Origin of the sequence: Pseudoxanthomonas helianthi, assembly GCF_017939625.1 — a bacterium.
GTDB lineage: Bacteria > Pseudomonadota > Gammaproteobacteria > Xanthomonadales > Xanthomonadaceae > Pseudoxanthomonas_A > Pseudoxanthomonas_A helianthi.
The window spans coordinates 1,460,739-1,482,319 of the sequence record NZ_JAGKTC010000001.1; the positions used below are offsets into that span (position 1 = coordinate 1,460,739).

16 protein-coding genes are annotated in these 21,581 nt (G+C 67.0%); 9 read left to right on the forward strand and 7 right to left on the reverse strand.

Going from position 1 to position 21,581, the window contains the following annotated elements; genetic code table 11:
- Positions 1-2 precede the first annotated feature (2 nt).
- Both bioH and bioC read left to right on the forward strand, forming a co-directional pair.
- Positions 3-764: a pimeloyl-ACP methyl ester esterase BioH gene (bioH, locus tag J5837_RS06725; protein WP_210536176.1), complete on the forward strand. Its 762-nt coding sequence runs from the start codon at positions 3-5 to the stop codon at positions 762-764.
- Positions 761-1,654 carry a malonyl-ACP O-methyltransferase BioC gene (gene bioC, locus J5837_RS06730; RefSeq protein WP_210535909.1) on the forward strand — a complete coding sequence of 298 codons (894 nt, stop codon included), beginning with the start codon at positions 761-763 and terminating at the stop codon, positions 1,652-1,654. The genes bioH and bioC overlap by 4 nt, the downstream gene beginning before the upstream one ends.
- Here bioC and J5837_RS06735 read toward each other — a convergent pair.
- From J5837_RS06735 to J5837_RS06745, 3 genes are all read right to left on the reverse strand, one after another.
- Positions 1,651-3,198 (reverse strand): ArnT family glycosyltransferase, encoded by a 1,548-nt coding sequence (locus tag J5837_RS06735; protein ID WP_210535910.1) that lies wholly within the window; start codon positions 3,196-3,198, stop codon positions 1,651-1,653. The genes bioC and J5837_RS06735 overlap by 4 nt on opposite strands.
- Before the next feature lie 185 nt (positions 3,199-3,383).
- On the reverse strand, positions 3,384-4,013 hold the full coding sequence (locus tag J5837_RS06740; RefSeq protein WP_210536177.1) for a YdcF family protein: 630 nt from the start codon (positions 4,011-4,013) through the stop codon (positions 3,384-3,386).
- Positions 3,998-4,954, reverse strand: coding sequence for a pyridoxal-phosphate dependent enzyme (locus J5837_RS06745; protein WP_210535911.1), 957 nt, complete (start codon positions 4,952-4,954; stop codon positions 3,998-4,000). The genes J5837_RS06740 and J5837_RS06745 overlap by 16 nt, the downstream gene beginning before the upstream one ends.
- A gap of 150 nt (positions 4,955-5,104) precedes the next feature.
- Here J5837_RS06745 and J5837_RS06750 point away from each other — a divergent pair, with 150 nt between their 5' ends.
- From J5837_RS06750 to J5837_RS06765, 4 genes are all read left to right on the forward strand, one after another.
- Positions 5,105-5,641, forward strand: coding sequence for a hypothetical protein (locus J5837_RS06750; protein WP_210535912.1), 537 nt, complete (start codon positions 5,105-5,107; stop codon positions 5,639-5,641).
- 377 nt (positions 5,642-6,018) lie between these two features.
- The gene (gene mnmG / locus J5837_RS06755; RefSeq protein WP_210535913.1) at positions 6,019-7,929 is read left to right on the forward strand and encodes a tRNA uridine-5-carboxymethylaminomethyl(34) synthesis enzyme MnmG; all 1,911 of its coding nucleotides are present in this window, start codon (positions 6,019-6,021) and stop codon (positions 7,927-7,929) included.
- Between the two features lie 28 nt (positions 7,930-7,957).
- On the forward strand, positions 7,958-8,767 hold the full coding sequence (locus tag J5837_RS06760; protein ID WP_210535914.1) for a nucleotidyltransferase domain-containing protein: 810 nt from the start codon (positions 7,958-7,960) through the stop codon (positions 8,765-8,767).
- 98 nt (positions 8,768-8,865) lie between these two features.
- Positions 8,866-9,999, forward strand: coding sequence for a sialidase family protein (locus J5837_RS06765; RefSeq protein ID WP_210535915.1), 1,134 nt, complete (start codon positions 8,866-8,868; stop codon positions 9,997-9,999).
- A 9-nt stretch (positions 10,000-10,008) separates the two neighbouring features.
- Here J5837_RS06765 and J5837_RS06770 read toward each other — a convergent pair whose 3' ends face one another.
- Complete coding sequence (locus J5837_RS06770; protein WP_210535916.1) at positions 10,009-12,684, reverse strand: serine/threonine-protein kinase; 2,676 nt, start codon at positions 12,682-12,684, stop codon at positions 10,009-10,011.
- Positions 12,681-13,244, reverse strand: a complete 564-nt coding sequence (locus J5837_RS06775) for an ECF-type sigma factor (protein WP_210535917.1) — start codon at positions 13,242-13,244, stop codon at positions 12,681-12,683. Before J5837_RS06775 ends, J5837_RS06770 begins: the two co-directional genes overlap by 4 nt.
- Before the next feature lie 275 nt (positions 13,245-13,519).
- On the opposite strand from J5837_RS06775, the gene J5837_RS06780 reads away from it, so the two are divergent.
- Positions 13,520-15,463: a YadA-like family protein gene (locus J5837_RS06780; RefSeq protein WP_210535918.1), complete on the forward strand. Its 1,944-nt coding sequence runs from the start codon at positions 13,520-13,522 to the stop codon at positions 15,461-15,463.
- 112 nt (positions 15,464-15,575) lie between these two features.
- On the forward strand, positions 15,576-17,636 hold the full coding sequence (locus J5837_RS16485) for a YadA-like family protein (RefSeq protein WP_210535919.1): 2,061 nt from the start codon (positions 15,576-15,578) through the stop codon (positions 17,634-17,636).
- A gap of 60 nt (positions 17,637-17,696) precedes the next feature.
- Here the strand turns inward: J5837_RS16485 and J5837_RS06790 are convergent, their stop codons facing one another.
- Positions 17,697-20,303: a serine/threonine-protein kinase gene (locus J5837_RS06790; protein WP_210535920.1), complete on the reverse strand. Its 2,607-nt coding sequence runs from the start codon at positions 20,301-20,303 to the stop codon at positions 17,697-17,699.
- An 85-nt stretch (positions 20,304-20,388) separates the two neighbouring features.
- On the opposite strand from J5837_RS06790, the gene J5837_RS06795 reads away from it, so the two are divergent.
- Entirely contained in the window at positions 20,389-20,973 is a 585-nt protein-coding gene (locus J5837_RS06795; protein ID WP_210535921.1) for an ECF-type sigma factor, read from the forward strand.
- A gap of 46 nt (positions 20,974-21,019) precedes the next feature.
- On the opposite strand, the gene J5837_RS06800 is transcribed toward J5837_RS06795, so the two are convergent.
- Positions 21,020-21,493: a globin domain-containing protein gene (locus tag J5837_RS06800; protein WP_210535922.1), complete on the reverse strand. Its 474-nt coding sequence runs from the start codon at positions 21,491-21,493 to the stop codon at positions 21,020-21,022.
- Positions 21,494-21,581 lie beyond the last annotated feature (88 nt).

The following is a 21,581-nucleotide window of genomic DNA, read 5'->3' on the forward strand; positions in this document are numbered from 1 at the left end:
GCTTGCATATCGAAACCGTCGGCCAGGGCCCGGCGCTGGTGCTGATCCACGGCTGGGCACTGCACGGTGGCGTGTTCGCGCCATTGGTGCAGCGGCTGTCGGATCGCTTCACCTTTCATCTGGTCGATCTGCCCGGTCATGGTTACAGCCGCGACGCCACGATGCCGCTGGCGCTGGACGCGGTGGTCGACGAAGTCGCCGCGCGCACGCCGCCGGCCGTGTGGCTGGGCTGGTCGTTGGGCGGCCTGTTCGCGTTGAAGGCGGCCGCGATGCAGCCGCAGGTGCGCGGCCTGGCGATCATCGCGGCGACACCGCGCTTCGTCCGCGGCGAAGGCTGGCCGGATGCGGTCGAGGCCTCGGTGTTCGCGCAGTTCGGCACGGAGCTGCAACAGGATTTCCGCGGCACGCTGGAACGTTTCCTCGCGCTGGACACGCTGGGCTCCGAACACGGCCGCGCCGAGCTGCGCAGCCTGCGCGACGCGCTGGTCGCGCGCGGCGAACCGGCGCCGCGAGCATTGCAGGAAGGCCTGCGCCTGCTGGAGCGCAGCGACCTGCGCCATCTGCTGCCGGGCCTGGGCATGCCGAGCTTGTGGATCGCGGGCGATCGCGATCGTCTGGTGCCCTCCGCGGGCATGCGCATGGCGGCGGAGCTGGCGCGCGGCGAATTCGTCGGCATCGCGCGGGGTGCGCATGCGCCGTTCATCGGGCACGCCGATTTCGTCGCGGAGAAGCTTGCCGGTTTCGTCGAAGGATTGGATGCATGAGTTTCGTGTTCGACAGTCGCCACATCCGCCGCGCGTTCTCGCGCTCCGCCACCAGCTACGATGCGGCGGCGGCGTTGCAGCACGAGATCGAATCGCGCCTGCTCGAATCGCTGGACTACCTCGAGGATCGCGTGCCGCAGGTCGTGCTGGATGTCGGCAGCGGCCCGGCGCGCGCTGCGGCGGCAATGCGCAAGCGCTGGCCGAAGGCGCAGGTGGTCGCCCTGGATATGGCCCTGCCGATGCTGCGGGAATCGCGCAAGCGCACGCCATGGTGGCAGCGCACCGTGGGCGCCGACTTCGCCCGCGTCTGCGCCGATGCGCGTGCACTGCCGTTGGCGGAAAGCAGTGTCGACGTATTGTTCACCAACCTGTGCCTGCAGTGGGTCGAAGACCTGCCCGCTGCGTTCGCCGGCTTCCGCCGCGTGCTCAAGCCCGGTGGTCTGCTGCTGTGCTCCACTTTCGGCCCGGACACGCTGGTCGAATTGCGCGAGGCTTTCTCCGCGGCCGACGAGGCGCCGCACGTGAGTCCGTTCGCGTCGATCGCGCAATTCGGCGATGCCCTGATGGCGGCGGGCTTCCGCGATCCGGTGCTGGACCGCGATCTGTTCGTCCTCGACTATCCCGACCTGCCGGCGCTGATGCGCGAACTGCGCGCGATGGGCGCGACCAACGCGCTGCGCACGCGCCGGCATACGCTGACCGGCCGCATGCGCTTCGCCGCGGCTGGCGCGGCTTACGAAAAGCTGCGCCGCGAGGCGGGATTGCCCGCGACCTGGGAAGCGATTTATGCCCATGCCTGGGCGCCGGAACCGGGCGCGCCGATCCGCATGGGCGGGCACGACGTCGCGTCGGTGCCGGTGTCGGCCATTCCGATCCGGCGCAAGGGTTAGGAACGTGCAGGAATAACGGGCTTTCGCTCGCGGGTGCCAATTCCCGGTTCCTGCGCGGCGCGTTCCACCCGGAACAGCACGCGCCCCTCGTAGGGCGCGCCCAGGACTTCGACGCGGTAGCCCGACGCCACCACCCGCGCCTGCACGCCCGGCCACGCCGCCTGCTTGCAAACCCAGACCACGCCGGGCTCGTGCTCGGCCAGTTCGCTGGCGAGGTCTTCGTCGTACTCGGGACTGAACTTCGGTTGAGGTTGCGGCAGCGGCGCCAGCGAAATCTTCTCGACTTCCGCGCCCAGTTCCAGATGCAGACCGTAGCGGGCCATGTCGTCGACGAACACGACTTCCTCGACCGGCCCGTCGCTGCGTTCGCGGATCGCCTGCGCCCAGGCGGCCGCGTCCTTGTGCGTGGGCCAATGCACCGCGCCGATGCGCAGGGCGAACACGACGGCCAACCACGCCAGCAGCCGCCATGCGCGCGGGAATCCCTTGCCTTCTTCGTTGCGTTGCCTCGCGACCAGCAATGCCAGCGGTGCGAACAGCGGCAACAGATACAGCGGCATCCGCGACTGGGCCAGGCAGAACACCAGCAGCGGCAATGCCAGCCACAGGACGAGGAACAAACGCGGTGCGTCCTGCGCGCGCGCGGCGGGTTCGCGCCACCAGCGCCGGAAATGTCCGGGCAGGCCTTTCGCGCTGCGCAGCAACGCACCGGTCCACGGCAGCGCACCCAACAGCAAGGTCGGCAAGTAGACCGCCAGCCAGCCGTACCACTGGCCGTTGCGGCCGAATTCGTTGGTAGTGACCCGGTTGACCACTTCGTCGCCGATGAAATAGCGGAACAGGCCCGGCGTATCCAGGATCACCGCGACGTACCACGGCAACGCCAGCAGCACGAACACCAGCAGGCCCGACCACTGGAACACATGCCGCCGCGGTCCGGGCACCCACAGGTTGAAGGCCAGCAGCGCCAGCAACGGCACCAGCGCCGGCGGCCCCTTGGCGAGGAAGGCGAGGGCGAAGCCCAGCCACATCAGCACCAGCCACGCGCGCGGGCGGCGCGATGAACCGAAGCGCGCTTCGACGAACCCCCACATCGCCAGGGTTTCGCAGGCGGCCAGCACGTAGTCGGTGGTGATCATCTGCGCCGCGCCCACGGGCAGCAGCATCGTCGCGTAGACCAGCGCGGCCTGCACGGGACCGTCGCGGGATTCGGGCAACAGCCGGCGCGCCATCCGCCAAGCCAGCCACGTGCACAGCAGGTAGGCCAGCGCCGCCGGCAATCGCGCCGCCCAGGGTTCGCGGCCGAACGTCGCCACGCTGGCGGCGATGGCCCAGTAGGTCAGCGGTGGCTTGGTCCAGTGCCCGACCTCGTGGCTGCGCCTGGGATGGATCCAGTCGCCGGTGTCGAGCATGTTCATCGCCACGTTGGTGTAGCGGCCTTCGTCCGGGTCCCAGATGCCGCGCGTGCCCAGGAACGCGAACGCCAGCACGAGGGCCAGCAACGCGGTCGACACGATGGGAGGAAGGCGGGGAAGCGGGTTCATGCGTCGTCCGGACGGGGGCGGCGAAGCAGGATGGCGGTTTGCGATGAAGCTTTTAGGACCGTGCGGGTTACGACGATGTCGGAATACCGTGCCCGATCCGCCTCGACATGCCACCACGGTCGGCCCGGGCGAGGCGGCGAGCGGGAACGGTTTCCTTCATCCGGGCGGCGGACAAGCCGATCGCCTCAAGCCGATTCGACGAACAGGTCGCGATGGAAGAAATAGACTTCCTGCAGCAGGAATTTCCAGCGCGTGCTGAAGGTACGGAAACGCGTGGTCGGGGTCGGCGAGCCCAGCGCTTCGATGCCGGCCTCGCGGGACAGGCGCAACGCGCGCGCCATGTGCAGCGGGTCGCTGACCACGATGGCGCGGTGCAGCCCGTTGTTGCGCATCAGCGTCGCCGCCTGTTGCAGGTTCTGCCGGGTGGTGCGCGACACGCTTTCGATCAGGATCGCCTCTTCGGCCACGCCGTGGCGCAATGCGTAGCGGCGGCCGACCTGCGATTCGGAGAAACGCGCGCCGTGCCCGCCGTAGCCGCCGGTGAAGATCAGCCGCCCGGCCAGGCCGCGTTTGTACAGGTCGATGCCATGGCGCAGGCGTTCCTCGAACACCGGCGAAGGCCGCGCGTCGTAGGCCGCCGCGCCCAGCACGATGATCGCGTCGGCCGGCGCCGCCTGGTCCCGGTTGCCGACCCATACGATGTACGCGGCCACGCCGAGCAGCCACAGCAGCGCCAGCAACAGCAAGCGCCACAGCCAGCCGAGCGGGCCGCGGCGTTTCCTGCGACGGCCAGAAGCGTTCACGCCGCGCTCCAGGGCAGCGCATCCAGGTCGACGTTGCCGCCGGACAGGACGATGCCCACGCGCAGTCCGGCGAAGATTTCGCGTCGTTGCAGCACCGCGGCCAGGGCGATCGCCGAAGAGGGCTCGACCACCTGCTTGGCGACCTGCCACAGCAGGCGCATCGCGGCGACGGTTTCGGCATCCTCGACCACGATGGGCTGCGCGTCGAAGCGGCGCAGCAGTTCGAAGTTCGGTTCGCCCAGCGTGCCGCGTAGGCCGTCGCAGATCGTGTCGGGGACGAAATCGACGCGGCGTTCGCCCGCGGCCAGCGAACGCGCGGCATCGGCGGCGCCGGCCGGTTCGGCCAGGAAGATCCTGCAGCCCGGCGCCAGCGCGGCGGCGGCGATCGCCGTGCCGCTGGCCAGGCCGCCGCCGCCGACCGGCACCACCAGCGCGTCGAGCGCGCCGGTCGCGTTCAACAGCTCCAGCGTGGCGGTGCCTTGGCCGGCGATGACCCGCGCGTCGGTGTAGGGATGCACCAGTTCCGCGCCGGTGTCGGCCTGCACCTGCGCGCAGGTCGCTTCGCGCGCGGCGATGCCCGGCGCGCAGCGGTGCAGTACCGCGCCATAGCGCTGGATCGAGGCCAGTTTCGCCGCCACCGCGCCTTCGGGCACGACCACGTGGCAGGGAATGCCACGCGTGCGCGCCGCCAGCGCCAGCGCCGCGCCGTGATTGCCCGAGGAATGGGTCACCACTCCGCGCGCGGCGGTGGCTTCGTCCAGCGACCACACCGCGTTGCAGGCGCCGCGGAACTTGAACGCGCCGACCCGCTGCAGGTGTTCGGCCTTGAGATGCACGCGGGCGCCGGCGAGTTCGTCCAGCGAACGCGAAGTCAGGACCGGGGTGGCGTGCGCATGCGGCGCGATCCGCGCGGCGGCGGCCAGCACGGCGTCGAAGTCGGGAAGCGGAAGCATGCGGCAAAGGTTAACCCATAGGCGTTGGCGTTCCGAAGCGGCGCGGCGACGGAACGCTGCGTCCGCACGCGCCACGGCGGGATTAAGCACGGATTCAATGCGCGGGGCCGAATCTGCGAGCATGCAGGATCGCCTGCGGGGGGTTACACCATGAAATTCCGAGCATTCGCCGTTGCCGCCGTGGCCCTGGCCGCGTTGGGCGGCTGCGCCACCTACGACTACGCCGGAGGGAGTGCGCCGGGCGGCTATTACTCCGGCCGGCCGGAGGTCGACTACTACGGTGGCTACGGCTACCCGTACGGCTATGGCGGTTATGGCTATGGCTATTACGGGTATCCCTATGGCGGCTATACCTATCCCTACAGCTACGGCAGCCGTTACCCGTACCGCTACTATCCCTATCATCCGCGCCCGCGGCCGAGACCCGACAACGGGGGCAGCCAACCGCAACCGCAACCGCCGGTCACGCGGCAGCCGGATGGCGACCGTCCGGCGTGGCGCGACCTGCAGCGCCTGCGCGAGCGACGCGAAGCCCAGCGCCAGCAGATGCAGCCGATGCCACGCAGCTCCATGCCGCAGGCTGCGCCGCGGGTAATGCCCGCGCCGCGCCCGCAATCCGGCGACCAGGGCGGCGGACGCATGTCGCGGATGATCCAGCGTGCCCGCCAGGCCCAGCAGGAGCCCTGATTCCGGGCCTACCCATTGGCCGCGTAAGGGTTGACCGAGTGCGTCGTTTTTTGACGTTGTCGGTTAAGTCGACGCTTGTCGGCGCCCGGCCGCGTGCCCCCGGATCCCCCCTGTTCCGGCCACCACCGGGCGTCGGCTTCTCCTTCCGCCAGTCGAAAAGGGAAGCCATGGCCACCTTGGCCGGGTCCGGGCAATAAAAAAGGCCGGCAGTCCCCCGACTGCCGGCCCGGGCACCCATCGCGCACAAGGCTGGCCCCCCTGTATCTGCCATCCCGCGCCCCTGGTCGCTTGCTGCGACGGGTACAGGAAGTATTCAGCAGGTTCCGTGCCAACTCCGCGCCCACCGCCGCCCGCAAGGCCGGTAAAATCAGCGGCTTATGAAACCGGGCAACGATTTCCACCGCTACGACGTCATCGTGATCGGCGGCGGCCATGCCGGCACCGAGGCCGCGCTGGCGTCGGCGCGCGCCGGCGCGCGCACGCTGCTGCTGACCCACAACGTCGAAACGGTCGGTGCGATGAGCTGCAACCCGGCCATCGGCGGCATCGGCAAGGGCCATCTGGTCAAGGAAATCGATGCCCTCGGCGGGGCGATGGCGCACGCGGCCGACCTGGCCGGCATCCAGTGGCGCACGCTCAACGCGTCGAAGGGCCCGGCGGTGCGCGCAACGCGTTGCCAGGCCGATCGCTCGCTGTATCGCGCCGCGATCCGGCGCATCGTCGAAGCGCAACCGAACCTGACGATCTTCCAGGCCGCGGTCGACGACCTGCTGATTCAAAACAACGCGTCCGATGGCGACGCCGTGCGTGGCGCGATCACCCAGACCGGCCTGCGTTTCGAAGCGCAAGCCGTGGTGCTGACCGCCGGCACCTTCCTCGCCGGCAAGATCCATGTCGGCGAAACCCAGTACGCCGCCGGGCGCATGGGCGATCCGCCGTCGGCGACGCTGGCCGCGAAACTGCGCGAGCGCCCGTTCGCGATCGATCGCCTGAAGACCGGCACGCCGCCGCGCATCGACGGCCGCACCCTCGACTACTCGGTGATGGACGAACAGCCCGGCGACGATCCGCTGCCGGTGATGTCGTTCGTCGGCGACGTGCGCGAGCATCCGCGCCAGGTGTCGTGCTGGATCACCCACACCAGCGAGCGCACCCACGAGATCATCCGCGGAGCGCTGCATCGCTCGCCGCTGTATTCCGGGCAGATCGAAGGCATCGGCCCGCGTTACTGCCCGAGCATCGAGGACAAGGTGGTGCGCTTCGCCGAAAAGGCCAGCCACCAGATCTTCGTCGAGCCGGAAGGCCTCGACGTCGTCGAGATCTACCCGAACGGCATTTCGACCTCGCTGCCGTTCGACGTGCAGCTGGAACTGGTGCGCAGCATCCGCGGCTTCGAGAACGCGCACATCACCCGTCCGGGCTACGCGATCGAATACGATTTCTTCGATCCGCGCGGTTTGAAATCCTCACTGGAAACCAAGCTCGTCTCCGGTTTGTTCTTCGCCGGCCAGATCAACGGCACCACGGGATACGAAGAGGCCGCCGCGCAAGGCCTGCTCGCCGGCCTCAACGCCGCGCGCCACGTGCAGGGGCGGACCGCCTGGTCGCCGCGTCGCGACGAGGCCTACCTCGGCGTGCTGGTCGACGACCTGATCACCCACGGCACCAACGAGCCGTACCGCATGTTCACCAGCCGCGCCGAATACCGGCTGCAATTGCGCGAAGACAACGCCGACCTGCGCCTGACGCCGGTAGGCCGCGAACTCGGGCTGGTCGACGACGCGCGCTGGGCGAAGTTCGCCGCCAAGCGCGAAGCCGTCGAACGCGAGACGCAACGACTGCGCGCGCTGTGGGCCACGCCGGGCAATGCGCTGGGTCGCGAAGTCGAGGCCACGCTCGGCGTCACGGTCAGCCGCGAAACCAACGTGCTGGACCTGATCAAGCGGCCCGAGCTGGACTACGCCAAGGTGACGTCGGTGCCCGGCATCGGCCCGGCGGTGGACGACGCGAAGGTGGCCGAGCAGGTCGAAATCGGCGTGAAGTACGCCGGCTACCTCGACCGCCAGCGCGAGGAGATCGAGCGCCAGCAGCGCCACGAGGGCACGCCGATCCCCGACGGTTTCGACTACGCCGGCGTGCGAGGGTTGTCGGCCGAGGTGCAACAGAAGCTCGAGCGCGTGCGCCCGCAGACCATCGGCCAGGCGCAGCGCATTCCCGGCATGACGCCCGCGGCGATTTCGCTGTTGCTGGTGCACCTGGAACGGGCGCGGCGCAGCCGGGTGGCGTGACGTCGCGTCGAAGCTGCGACAATCGGGTATGGATATCCATCCGATAGCGCCCGAGAAGCGACAAGCCGTACTCGAATCACTGGCCCGGATCGAGGCCGAACACGACGTTCGCATCGTGTTCGCCTGTGAATCGGGCAGCCGTGGATGGGGCTTCTCCTCACCCGATAGTGACTACGATGCGCGCTTCGTCTATGTGCATCGCCAATCGTGGTACCTGACCGTCAATGAGCGTACCGGTCCCGGCCAGCCTCAGCGCGACGTGATCGAATTGCCGATAGACGATGAATTGGACGTCAGCGGCTGGGATTTGCGCAAAGCGTTGCGGTTGGTATCCAAGTCGAATCCGACGTTGCTGGAATGGCTGCGCTCGCCGATTGTGTACCGGTGCGACGAAACCATGAAGGCCGGATTGGAAAAACTGGCGGATGAATTCTATTCTCCGGTAGCCGCTTGGCATCATTACTTCAGCATGGCCAAGGGAAACTTCCGCGGATATTTGAAAGGCGATCGCGTGCGTACGAAGAAATACCTGTACGTATTGCGGCCCGTGCTCGCGTGTCGATGGATAGAGAACGAGCCCGACCCGCCGCCCATGGCCTTTGAGTTGCTGTTGGAGCGCTTGCTGCCATCAGGTGTGTTGCGCGATGCAATCGATGCCCTCCTGGAAAAAAAGCGGGTCAGCAAGGAGGTTGGCGAGGGCCCTCGAATCGCCAGTATCAGCGACTATCTGGAAGCCGAAATCGAACGGATGCAGCGATCGCCGCCGAAGCTTTCCTCCATTCGTGGCAATCCGGAAAATCTCGATGCGTTCTTCCGGCAGACTTTGGGGCAGACATGAGAGCACTACGGATAGCGGCCGCCTGCCTTCTGCTGGCCTCCTGCGGGCAAACGGCGGTTCCGCATCAAAGGAAAGAAGAGGCAGGACTACGGGCAATTGTGTGGGAGCTCCCGGAGGCAACCTCTTCCGCGCAACCCGACCTGGTCGAAGTGCCCGACGCCCGCTCGTTGTTGTCGTGGATCGAAAGCCAAGACGACAGCCATGCATTGAAGCTTTCCGAATTCGACGGAAAAGCATGGAGCGCGCCGCGCACTGTCGCGCAGGGCGACGACTGGTTCGTCAATTGGGCCGACACGCCGCATGTCGCCGCCAGCGGAAACACCTTGTGGGCGCACTGGTTGCGCAAGTCAGGCGCTGGCGGCTATGCCTACGACGTGGTGCTTTCCCGATCGGACGACCAAGGCGCAAACTGGTCGACGCCGATTGCCGTGAACACCGACGGCAAGCCGGGCGAACACGGCTTCGTCTCGTTGTGGCCCGAAGCCGCGGGCGGTCTCGGCATCGCCTGGCTGGATGGACGCAATGCCGGCGGCGAAGGGCACGGTGGGCACGAAGGCCACGGTGGCGCGATGACCCTGCGCACGGCGACATTCGATGCCGCCGGCCAGCGCCTTTCCGAAAGCGAACTCGACGCCCGCACCTGCGATTGCTGCCAGACCGCGATGGCGCAGACTTCGCGCGGTCCACTGCTGGCATGGCGTGACCGCGATGAAGACGAGATCCGCGACATCGTGGTTGCCCGTCGCGACGGCACTGCCTGGACGCCCGCGCGCAAGGTGCACGACGATGGCTGGAAGATGCCGGCCTGCCCGGTCAACGGACCTGCCGTCGCCGCGCGCGGCGAACGCGCCTGGGTCGCGTGGTACACCGCCGCCAACGATGCGCCGCGCGTGCGTCTGGCGTTCTCCGCTGATGCTGGCGACACGTTCGCCGCGCCGGTCGAAGTCGATGCCGGCCCAGCGGTGCAAGGGCGTGTCGCGGTCGCGGCCAGCGATGAGAGGGTGTGGCTGGCCTGGATACGCGAGGATGCACAGGGCCAATCGCTGCAGCTGGCACGCTTTACGCGGGATCTTTCCCAGGAGATGGCGCGCACGACCGTCGCCAGGTTGCAGGGCCGCGGCCGGGCCACCGGCTTCCCGCAACTGCTTGCGGATGGCGATGGCGCGCGACTGGTATGGGTCGACATCGTCGATGGCGCGCCGCGACTGCAGGGCGCGCGCATCGAACCCTGAGCGGAGGAACTACGCCGTCTGCTGCCGCGCCAGCGCGAGTTCGCGGCGTGCGGCTTCCTGTCGCTGCGCATTGGGTTCGATTTCCGAGTCGGCCGAGGTCACCGCGCGTTGCGCCAGGTTCTTGTCGGCAATCCCGGCAAGCCGCAAGGTTTCGGCCGCCATCGTCAGATAGGGCGAGCGCAGCGGGGTTTTCACGGAGTCCCAGGCACGAAGGACGGCATCGACCTGTGCGCGGAGCTGCTCGGGCGGCATCGATCTTGCCTGCGCGCGCAACACGCGCAGGCGCAAGCCGAGGGCGCGACGCAGATCGCCGTTATCCTGGCTGGACGGCGTGCCGATGATGGCGAGCGCTTCCTTCGCGAATTCAGCCGCTCCCGTCGTATCGCGCTGCGCCCAAGCCAGGTCGGACTGCGCGGTGAGCACGACCAGGCGCACGCCACGCGATTCGCGCTGCGTCATATCCGGCTGGAAGGTCGAAGCGTGTTGCAGCAGTGCGGCGGCGGCAGGCAGGTCGCCCTGCTCGCGCAGCAGGTCGGCGCGCATGGCTTGCAGCCATGGCAGGAAGAACGGCATCAACTCGGCTTCATTCGCACGCGCCTGGGCTTCCATCGAGGCGAGCAGGCGAATGGATTCGGGGCGACCTGCATTGGTCTGGCGTAGCGATTCGACCAGGGAAATGCCGGTGGCGATCTGGTCGTGCGGCGAGGGTTTCGATACCGCCTGCCAGCCGTTCAGGGATGCGCGGATCTGTTCCGCGGCTTCCGAGTAACGTCCCTGCAAGGCCAGCGCACGGCCAAGCGAGGACTGTGAAACGAGGCTGCGGGGATGCGCAGGGCCGTAACGGGCGACGGTGGCTTGCCGTGCTTGCCGTCTGCTTTCGATGGCTTCGTCGGCGCGGCCAAGCTGGTCCAGCGCCCAGCCCTGCGAGCGCAACGTGCGCAGGCGCAGCTGCAGCATTTCCTCGTCCAGCGGTTGCGGCAGGCTGTCCAGCAAGCGCAGCAGCGGTGGGGCGAGTTGCATCATTTCTGGCAAGGCATGGCGTTTCTCGGCAGAGGTGAGTTGCGCATCCAGTTGCTGCGCCAGCAACCGTGGACGCGCTGCGCCCGCCTTCGCCACCAGCGGACGCAACTGCGCCAGCATCGCGCGTTCGCCGGCTTCGTCGCCGGCCGCGCCGATACGCAACAGGTGCAGCAGCAATTGAGCGCGTGCAGGATCGTCCAGCATGTCGCCATGCGTCCCCATCGCGCGAGTGGCGTCGACCAGGTCGCGGACGGTAGTTCCGGTGCCGCCATCCATTGCCAGCGAGCGCGCGAACATGCCATTCAGCAGTTCCTGCACGGCGATGGAGCTGTCCGCCTGCATCCGCACCAATTCGGTCTGGCGTTCGGCGAGGCGCTGCTGTTCCTGCGCACGTTGCGCTTCCTTGCGTGCGATGCCGGCCTGCCACAACGATATGCCAGTGCCCGCGAGCAACGCGATCACGGCGACTGCGGCAGCGGCGGACGCCACTGCATGCCGGCGCAGGAAACGGCTCGCGCGGTAGCGGAAGCTCGGGGTCTGTGCGGCCACCGCACGCCCGTCCAGCCATGCAATCAGGTCCGCGCGCAATGCATCGACGCTGTCATAGCGCAGTTTCGGATCGTTCTCCAGGCAACGTTGCGCGATGGCGGTGAGGTCGCCGCGTAGTTGCGAGGCCAGTTGCGTCGGCGTGCTGTCGCGGCAGGCGGCGTCGGCGATGGAGGATTGCTTCGCCGCTTCCCACAGCGGTTGCGGATTGCCGTCCATGCGTACCAGGCGCGTGCGCAGCGGCGTGTCGCCGGTCAGGCCGTAGGGGTGCGAATGCGCCAGCAGGGCGTATAGCAGTACGCCGAGCTGATACAGGTCGGTGGCGGCGGAAATGGGCTCGCCATGCAATTGCTCGGGCGATGCGTATTCCGGGGTGAAGGCGCGTTCGCCCGTGCGGGTGTGGTCGGCGTCGTCCTCGTCTTCGATCAGTTTCGCGATGCCGAAGTCGAGCAGGTAAGCCTTGCCGTTGGCATCGACCAGGATGTTCGATGGCTTCAAGTCGCGGTGGACGATCAGTTGGCGATGCGCGAACGCCACCGCGTCCAGCACCTGCAGGAACAGGCGCACGCGGCCGCGCACATCCAGCGCGCGCGCATCGCACCAGCGGGTGATGCGTTCGCCCTGGATCAGCTCCATCGCGAAGTAGGGCGCTCCCTGGTCGTCGACGCCACCATCCAGCAGGGCCGCGATGTTCGGATGCCGCAACCGGGCGAGGATCTGCCGTTCGCGCAGGAATCGCTTGCGCAGCTCCGGTTGGTCCATGCCGATGCGGATCAGCTTGATCGCGGCCTGCTGCTGGAAATCGCCTGCCACGCGTTCGCCGCGGTACACCGCGCCCATGCCGCCGCTGCCGAGGATGCCGGTGACCCGCCAGGGGCCGATGCGTCGATCGATGAAGGCGGCTTCGTTGTCCTCCCTGCCCGCGGTCGCCGCCAGCAATGTCTCCGGGGAGCGTTCCAGGAGGCCGGCTTCCGCATCGGCGGCGAACAGGGCCGCGAGCTCGGCGTGCAGTGCGGGGTCCTGTATCGCCAGCGTATCGAGCAGCTGTTGCCGCTGCGCGGGTGGCAGTTCCACCCATTCATCGAACAATTCCAGCGCCCGCCTGGCACGATTGCTCACGGCGTGGCCCCGGCCATGTCGCTGTACAGGAACGCGCGCGCCTTGCGCCAGTCGCGACGCACGGTGCGTTCGGTCACGTCCAGCGCGGCGGCGATTTCGGTTTCGCTCATTCCCCCGAAATAGCGCCATTCGACGACCTGGGCCAGGCGGGGGTCGAGTTCTGCCAGCCGGTTCAGCGCGGCATCGAGGGCGAGCACGTCGGCGTCGCTGACATCGGCCTGGGCCATGTCTTCGTTGAGGGTCACGCGGATATCGTGGCCGCCGCGTTTTTCTGCCAGCGCACGCCGGGCCTGATCGACCACGATGCGACGCATCGCCAGTGCGGCAAGGGCGAAGTAATGCTCGCGATCGCGCACGTCGACATCGGCGCCGGCGAGTTTCAGCCAGGCTTCGTTGACCAGCATGGTCGTGCACAGCGTCTGCCGGCCGCCACGCCGGCGCAGCTGGTGGTGGGCGGCGATGCGCAGGCGCTCGTAGAGCAACGCATAGACGCGGTTGCCCGCGTCTTCGTCGCCACCGCGCGAGCGCGAGAGCAGCAGCGTGATCGATTCGGATTCCATCCATCCCCCTGGGTTTTCGGTGCCTAGGTTCGCCGAACGGGCGGCGGACGGGCAAGCCGATGTCCGGTCTGGATAACGGATTGCGAGTCAGAAAGCGGACCGGCGGCGGCACGGGCCGATGCCGCAGTCATCCACCCGGCATGTACCGGGCGATGGCCGTGCCGCCGCCAGTCCCCTCGCAGGGCCGATGTCCTGTTTCGGCGCCACGTTGCGAGGGGGATAGGCAAGGCCGATTCGCGGCCGCCAACGCAGGGCCAGGAGCCCGGGAGAACTCCATGCACCAGATCTTCAAATACAGCCCGCTCGCCATTGCCTTGTACGTGGCTTGCGCCTCCGGCGCCCACGCAGGTGACCTCTGCGATACCGCCGCTGCAGGCGAAAGCGGCTCCAGTTCGACCGCGACCGGCGTCAATGCTTTCGCCTGCGGACGGGAGAACCAGGCCAGCGGGGAAGTCAGCACCGCCATCGGCGTGACCAATACCGCCAGTGGCGACGCTTCAACCGCGGTGGGCCGCTCGAACGTGGCCAGCGGTCTGCGCAGCAGCGCGATGGGCTATTCGAACGAGGCGCTGGGCGAAAACGCGAGCGCGCTTGGCCACAACAACCGCGCCGAAGGCATGCGCTCCGCAGCAATGGGTTACGCCAACGGGGCTGCGGGTGACTGGAGCAGTGCCTTCGGTACGGTCAACGCCGCTACCAGCGGTTACAGCAGCGCCATGGGTTACGGAAACATAGCCAGCGCGTTGCGGTCCAGTGCGTTTGGTTACAACAACTATGCAACCGGCGTGCAAGCGACGGCCATGGGGGCCGACAACAAGGCAGTGGGAGAGCAGGCCAATGCACTGGGCTACGCCAATTACGCCAACGGCTATCGCAGCATTGCGATCGGCGCCCAGAACAATGCGGATGATTACGGCGCGGTGGCAATGGGCAGCAACAACGAGGCTTCGGCCATGAACGCCATCGCCTTCGGCATCACTAACAGAGCCGTCGGTGAAGGCGGCCTCGCATTTGGCCGCGAAAGCATGGCTGCGGGCATGAATAGCGCGGCCTTTGGCCACAACAACGACGCCCTGGCCCTCTATAGCTCCGCATATGGCGTCAACAACATCGCCGGTGCCGACTACAGCAGCGCATTCGGTCAGAGCAATACCGCAAGCGGCGTGCACAGCAGCGTCTTCGGTTCCGCGTCGCAGGCCGTGAACGAAGGCAGTACGGCCATCGGTTACCAGGCGATTGCAGATCGCGATTTTGCGGTATCGGTCGGCAAGGCTGGCGGCGAGCACCAGATCATCCATCTGGCCGACGGTACCGAGGACTTCGACGCGGTGAACGTGCGTCAGTTGCGTTCGCTGGCCAACTGGTTCGGCGGCGGCGCCAGCTTCGTGGGTGGCGTGTTCACCGCACCGACCTTCGTGATCCAGGGTTCCAACTACAGCACCGTCGGCGCTGCGTTCGCCGCGGTGGATTCCAGGCTGAGTGCCTTGACGGGTCTGGGCGGCGTGGCTGGTCCGGCCGGCGACAGCGCCTACCAGGTGGCGGTGGACAACGGCTACGCAGGTTCGGAAACCGAATGGCTGGCTTCGTTGAAAGGCGAAACCGGTCCGCAGGGTCCGGCAGGTGTGGACGGTGCAACGGGTCCGATGGGTCCGGCCGGCGCCGATGGTGCCAGTGCGTACGAAGTGGCGGTGGCCAATGGCTTCCCCGGTACCGAAGAACAGTGGCTGGCCTCGCTGGGCGGTGGTAGTGGCGTCGAACAGGCTTATGTCGATGCCGGAGACGCGGCCACGCTGGCCTCCGCGAACGCGCATGCCGATGCCGGCGATGCGAAAACGCTGACGGAATCGAAGTCGTACGCCGACAGCAAATCCACGCAGACGCTGCAGTCGGCCAAGGCCTACACCGACCATAAGTTCGCTTCCTGGAATGACAGCTTCACCCAGTTCCAGCATGAAGTGGACCGCCGCTTCGCCCAGACCGACCGCCGCATCGACCGCATCGGTGCGATGGGCAGCGCGATGACCCACATGGCGGTGAACGCAGCCAATGGCAGCGGCGCCAAGGGCCGTATTGCCGTCGGCATTGGCACGCAAGGCAGCCAGGGCGCGGTGTCGATCGGTTACGGCAAGCGTATCGGCGACCGTGGTTCGTTCTCGCTGGGCGCGAGCTTCAGCAGCGGAGAGAACTCCGCCGGCGCCGGCTTCGGTTTCGACCTGTAACGCGCGGTTCCTCATTCGCCTTCTGCGCTCTTCCCCCGCGCAGGCGGCAAACGCACGCATCTAGTCACGCGCGCATGGCGCGGACACCCATTCCATAAACAAGGAAACCACCATGAATACCCACAACAAACGTCATCCAATGGTACTCGCGCTCTCGGTCCTGCTGCTCGCTCCCACCGTGGCGAGAGCCGCGGATGAGTTCGGCGGCTGTGCCATTTCCTACAACGAGATCCTCGACTGGACCCAGGGCGGCTCCACCGCGAACGGCGGCAATGCTTCCTCCTGCGGAATCAACAACAAGGCGAACGGGACCAGATCTTCCGCGTACGGGTACGGCAACACCTCCGACGGCGACTATTCCAGCGCGATGGGCTATCTCAACTACTCCAGCGGGATCGAGGGCAGTGCTTTCGGCTTCCGCAATCTAGCGATGGCCACGCATGCGTCGGCGTTCGGCTATTTCAACTCCGCATCCGGCCTCGACAGCGCCGCGATGGGCTACAACAACACCGCCGAGGCGGAAGTTGCAGCAGCGTTCGGCGTGCAGAATCGCGCGCGTGCCGCGGCCTCCAGTGCCATGGGTCGCTCCAACGATGCGATGGGCCTGCGCAGCAGCGCCTACGGCTATTCCAACGAGGCCCAGCAGGACAACGCCAGCGCGTTCGGCTTCGACAACATCGCCGGCGGACTGTACAGCGGTGCATTCGGCCACACGAACGCCGCCACCGGCGCCAGCGCGATGGCCTTCGGCGCGAACAACGCGGCCAGCGCCGCCAGTGCGATGGCCTTCGGCTCGCTGAATACCGCCAGCGGCGATGGCAGCGGCGCATTCGGCCGTTACAACACTGCACAAGGCGTCCGTAGCGTCGCGTTTGGCTACAGCAACGAAGCCCTTGCGGCCGAAAGCAGCGCGGTCGGCAACCAGAACGAGGCGAACAAGGAATACGCCAGCGCCGTCGGTTCTTCCAACCGGGCCGAAGGGGTGAGGAGCAGCGCGGTCGGCCATGCCAATACCGCCTCCAACGCGAACAGCAACGCCTTCGGCTACAACAACACCGCGGGGGGCAGCAACAGTAATGCGTTCGGTATCGGCAACATCGCGAGCGGGACGAACGCGGTGGCCGTTGGCCTGAACAACGCGGCCACGGCCCCGAACGCGATGGTTCTTGGCATCGGCAGCCTGGCCACTAACACCGGCAGCGTCGCCATCGGCTACCAGTCCGTCGCGGATCGCGACTATGCGATCTCGGTCGGCAAGAGCGGCGGCGAGCACCAGATCATCCATCTGGCCGATGGCACCCAGGACACGGACGCGGTCAACCTGCGCCAGTTGAATGCGGCCATCGCCGGCGTGGCGGGCGGTGGCGGCGTGGCCGCCGATTTCACTCCGGTCGCCACCGCACTGGGCGGAGGAGCGTCGTGGAGTTCCGCCACCAACACGTTCACCGGCCCGAATTACGTATTGGGCGGCAGTTCGTTCGGCAACGTCGGCGATGCGCTGAGCTATCTGTATGGCCAGATCGGCAGCGGCGGTGGCGAACAAGGCCCCGCCGGTCCCGAAGGTCCGATGGGGCCGGCGGGTCCGGAAGGTCCGATGGGTCCGCAAGGCCCGCAGGGCGAACCCGGCCCGGCCGGCGCGGGCAGCGAACTGGCGGTGGAGTACGACGATGCCGGGAAGGCGACCGCGACGTTGAAGGGCGAGAACGGCACGCAGGTGAAGAATGTCGCCGATGGTGTTGATGCGATGGACGCGGTGAACGTTCAGCAGATGGAAGCCGGCGACGCGCAGACGCTGGCGACTTCGAAGACCTATACCGACACCAAGTCCACGCAGACGCTGGCCTCGGCCAATGCCTACACCGACAGCAAGTTCGCTTCGTGGAACGACAGCTTCACCCAGTTCCAGAACAACGTGGAGCAGCGTTTTGCCAAGACCGACGCGCGCATCGACCGCATGGGCGCCATGGGCGGCGCGATGTCGGCGGCGGCGATGAACACCGCCGGCCTGCCGGGGCAGAACCGGGTCGGCGTCGGCGTCGGTGTGCAGGGCGGCCGCTCCGCGATCGCCGTTGGCTACCAGCGCTTGGTGCGTCCGAATGCCAGCGTGTCGGTCAGCGGCGCGTTCTCGGACAATGAAAGCAGTGTATCGGCCGGTGCGGGCTTCAGTTGGTAAATGCAATGACGAAGGATGAGAACGGCGCGGGCCACCGCGCCGTTTTCGCGTCATCCGACCTCAATCCAGCGGGGGCTTCCCTTGTCGGACCCTCTCCAACAGTTCCTTCGCCTCCAGGTAGTCCGGATGGCTGGTCGAGTGCTTTCTGGCGATCAGTGCCAGGCACCGTTCGAGTTGATCTGCCGCTTCATCGAACCGGTGCGCGAACGCCAGTGTCTCGGCCAGCGTGAAATGTGCGGTGACGTTCGTGTAGTCATCCGCTCCCACGATGCGCGACAGCTGTGCCAGGGCGTTGCGTTGGACATCTTCGGCCTCCCGCACCTTGCCTTCGCGCGCCAGGACACGTCCCCATAAGCTGGCGGCAAGCCAGGTTTCCATGTTTTCCTCGCCAAGCGTCTCCCGCTTGAAGTCGAAGACGCGCCGGTAATCGCGTTCGGCAGCATGGAATTCGCCCATGTCCAGATGGAACTCGGCGCGATTCACCAGCACCATGCTCAGAATGGTCGATCCATTGTCGGGCATGGCGGCTCCCGCCTGGGCAAAGAATGCACGTGCGGCATCGTTCTTTCCCTGCTGCCATTTCAGCACTGCATAATGTGTCAGCGCGACGGCCAGTCTGTCGCTCCTGTCGCCATAATGACGTCGCGTCAGCGCAATCGCGCGGGGCAACGTCTTTTCTGCTTCATCGAAATTCCGCAAGCGCCCGAGGGACATCCATCCCAGCGTGGTCAGTGGCGTGATCAACCGTGCAGACTCCCGGCCTTCCGTGGCTTCGATGCGGGCAATGATGTTGCGGAGCCCGGCTTCGACTTCCTTGTCCTTGTTCGCCTGGATCAGCATCCTCACCTGCCGGGATAATGCATCGATCGTTTCCGGATGGTTCGGTCCCAACTCCCTGGTGAGATCGTCCACGGCGGCTCGACTGAAGGCGAAGGCCTGATCGCGTTCCTTCTGGTTGACCAGTACGGAACCGAGGATCACTTTCGCGCGCGCCGCTTCTATCGAATGCGGCTGCTTGTTTCGGGTCCAGATGTCCAGCGCACGGCTGGCATGGTTCCTGGCTTCATCGTTGCGACCCAGCAGCTGTTCCGCGAACGCCAGCTTGCGCAGCGTAACCGCGGCTTGCGTGCTGTCATTGCCGTACAGGGCGCTGCGTTCCTGCAGGGCGGTGGCCAGCGTCTGTTGCCCGCCCTGCAGGTCGCCGACGTTGGTCTGCAGTTCGCCGAGGTCGTCCATCAGTTCGCCATGCAGCGCCGGGTCGTTCACCAGCCGCGCATTCAAGGCGCGAACGCCTTCTCCGATGATCTTCGCAGGGGGCCGGTTCTCCGCCTTGCCGCGCGAAAGCGGATCCTGCTCGCGGAAGATCGATAGCACCAGATCCTTCACCTGCGCTGCGCGTTGCGCCTGCTGCTGCGCCTGTTGCGCCCGTTCGCGTGCGATGCCGGCCTGCCACAGCGCCAGTCCCAGTCCCGCCAGCAACGAAAGGCAGGCCACGGCGGCGGCGGCGGCGAACATCCGGTGCCGGCGCAGCCACAGCCGCACGACATAGCTGCGCCCGCCCTGTCGCGCCAAAACAGGTTCGCGTCGTGCATGGCGATCCAGGTCTTCCTGCAGGGCCTGCACGGTGGCGTAGCGATCCTGCGGCAGGCGACGCAGGCAGCGAGCGACGACGGCATCCAGGTCTCCCTGCAATTCCTGCGCCGGTACCGCACCCGCGCCAACTTCGGTAGCGGCGCCGGACATCGGCGGCGGGTCTTCGCGCAGCAGGCGGTCGATCGCGCGCGACAATGGCGTATCGCCGAACGACCATGGCAAGCGCCCGCCCAGTGTTTCGTACAACACCACGCCCAGCGCGTAGATGTCGGTGGCGGTGGTGACCTGGCCGCCTTCGATCTGTTCCGGCGCGGCATGGTCGGGTGTGAATGCGGTGGTATGCGTCGGCAACGGCGCGACGTTCGGGTCGATGAGCTTGGCGATGCCGAAATCCAGCAGCTTTACCTGCCCGGCATCGTTCACCAGGATATTCGACGGCTTCAGGTCGCGATGGATGATCAGCGAGGCGTGCGCATGCGCCACCGCGGCGCAGACCTGATGGAACAGTTTCAGCCGTGCGGACAGCGGCAATCCGCGGCTATGGCAGTGTTCGGTGATGCTACGGCCTTCGATGAACTCCATCGCCATCCACGCACGTTCGCCATGCAAGCCGCCGTCCAGCAGGCGCGCGATGTTCGGGTGAGACAGCTGCGCAAGGATCCGGCGCTCTTCCTCGAAGCGTTGCGCATGCCGTGCGGCGTCGCCATGCAGCAGCTTGATCGCGGCCTGCTGGGCGAAGCCGCCATCGGCGCGTTGCGCCAGATACACCTCGCCCATGCCGCCGCGCCCGATCATGCGCACGATGCGCCACGCGCCGACGCGGGTGTCCGCCGCCAACGGCTGGATGCCGTCGGTGCCATCTACGCCCTGCGCCCGTACCTGGGGCATGTGGTCCAGCACCGAATCGCGTTCGGAAGCGGCCAGCATCGCTTCCAGTTCTGCGCGCAGCGCGGGTTCGTCGCGGCAATGTCGGTCCAGGAACCCGGCGCGGCGCTCCGCCGGCGATTCCAGCAGATCCGGGAACAAGCGCTCCAGTTTGGCCCAGTCGATAGACGGATCGTTCTGCGCGGCCATGCCTGTCCCCGGTCGGTCGATGCGGTCCGGCTTGCAAGCCGGACGCGGATGCCAGAATGTACCCCACGTCCGGGGGAGGATCGCCATGGCAGAGAGCAGCGAAGAGACCGCGTCGCCCGACGAGGGCGCAGACCTGCTTGACGCCACCCATTCGCCGCAGGTGCTGGCCGCGGTGCACGAACTGGTGCCGCTGCTGTACGAGGAACTGCACCGCACCGCGCGGCGCGAGCGCAAGCGCTTTTCCGTCGGCGACACCCTGGCGACCACCGTGCTGGTCAACGAGGTGTACATGCGCCTGGCCGCGTCGCCGGGCTTCGGCAACCGCAGCCATTTCCTCGCGGTGGCGGCCATCGCCATGCGCCGGATCCTGATCGAATCCATCCGCGCGCAGGTCCGGGTCAAGCGTGGCGGCGAATTCCAGCGTGTCGGCTTCGAGCAGGCGCTGGACATCGAAATCGCCGACGACGAGAAGATCCTCGCCATCAACGACGCCTTGCAGGCGCTGGCGCAACGTTCGCCGCGGCTGGCCCAGATCGTCGAATGCCGTTTCTTCGCCGGCTACAGCGAACGCGAGACGGCCGAGGCGCTGGATATCTCGGAACGTACCGTGCAGCGCGACTGGGCCACTGCCCGCGCCTGGCTGCAACGACAGGTGGAACAGGTTTTGTAAGCCCTCCCCTTCAAGGGGAAGGTGGGTGGGGATAGGGTCGAATCGCTCAGCCGCGCAGCGCGCCGGCCTGCATGATTGCCGCGACGTGCCCGTACAGCTTGTTCCAGGCGGCGTGCGAGGCCACGTCGAAATCGTCGCCCAGGCGCAGGGCCAGCGCGCGCATCAGCGCCCGGCCCACGCATTCGTAATCCAACGGGATCACCGCGTAGCCGCGGTGCCGTTCGCCCAGCGCGGCCAGCGGGGCGATCAGCGCTTCGGGGGATTTGAGTTGCGATACCAGCATGGCCAGCATGTGCACCAGCTTGGCACGCTGTTCGGCCATCTCGCCGCGAAACATCGCGCGCAACAGCGGCGCGATGGAGAACAGCGAACTGTAGAAATCCCTGGCGAAGCCGTCGGCATCTTCGCCAACGCGGGCGAACTGGGAACGGATGATCCGGATTTCCTCCGCGGTCAGCCACGCATGGGCGATGACGGGTTCGGGTGGGGAATCGGTGGTGGCATGCAGCATGGCGTTCATGGCGGGTTCCTGTCTCTGGTTCGGTGTCCTGAACCGTTAATCGTCAAAAGGGCGCCAATCCCGTCACGGTCCGTCGATAACCCGAATG

What these genes read in the sequence shown, in the direction of transcription:
- J5837_RS06735 (WP_210535910.1), bottom strand. Translation starts at nt 3,198, where the DNA reads ATGAACCCGCTTCCCCGCCTTCCTCCCATCGTGTCGACCGCGTTGCTG.
- J5837_RS06780 (WP_210535918.1), top strand. Translation starts at nt 13,520, where the DNA reads ATGCACCAGATCTTCAAATACAGCCCGCTCGCCATTGCCTTGTACGTG.
- J5837_RS06795 (WP_210535921.1), top strand. Translation starts at nt 20,389, where the DNA reads ATGGCAGAGAGCAGCGAAGAGACCGCGTCGCCCGACGAGGGCGCAGAC.
- J5837_RS16485 (WP_210535919.1), top strand. Translation starts at nt 15,576, where the DNA reads ATGAATACCCACAACAAACGTCATCCAATGGTACTCGCGCTCTCGGTC.
- J5837_RS06750 (WP_210535912.1), top strand. Translation starts at nt 5,105, where the DNA reads ATGAAATTCCGAGCATTCGCCGTTGCCGCCGTGGCCCTGGCCGCGTTG.
- J5837_RS06745 (WP_210535911.1), bottom strand. Translation starts at nt 4,954, where the DNA reads ATGCTTCCGCTTCCCGACTTCGACGCCGTGCTGGCCGCCGCCGCGCGG.
- J5837_RS06790 (WP_210535920.1), bottom strand. Translation starts at nt 20,303, where the DNA reads ATGGCCGCGCAGAACGATCCGTCTATCGACTGGGCCAAACTGGAGCGC.
- mnmG (WP_210535913.1), top strand. Translation starts at nt 6,019, where the DNA reads ATGAAACCGGGCAACGATTTCCACCGCTACGACGTCATCGTGATCGGC.
- bioC (WP_210535909.1), top strand. Translation starts at nt 761, where the DNA reads ATGAGTTTCGTGTTCGACAGTCGCCACATCCGCCGCGCGTTCTCGCGC.
- J5837_RS06760 (WP_210535914.1), top strand. Translation starts at nt 7,958, where the DNA reads ATGGATATCCATCCGATAGCGCCCGAGAAGCGACAAGCCGTACTCGAA.
- J5837_RS06775 (WP_210535917.1), bottom strand. Translation starts at nt 13,244, where the DNA reads ATGGAATCCGAATCGATCACGCTGCTGCTCTCGCGCTCGCGCGGTGGC.
- J5837_RS06800 (WP_210535922.1), bottom strand. Translation starts at nt 21,493, where the DNA reads ATGAACGCCATGCTGCATGCCACCACCGATTCCCCACCCGAACCCGTC.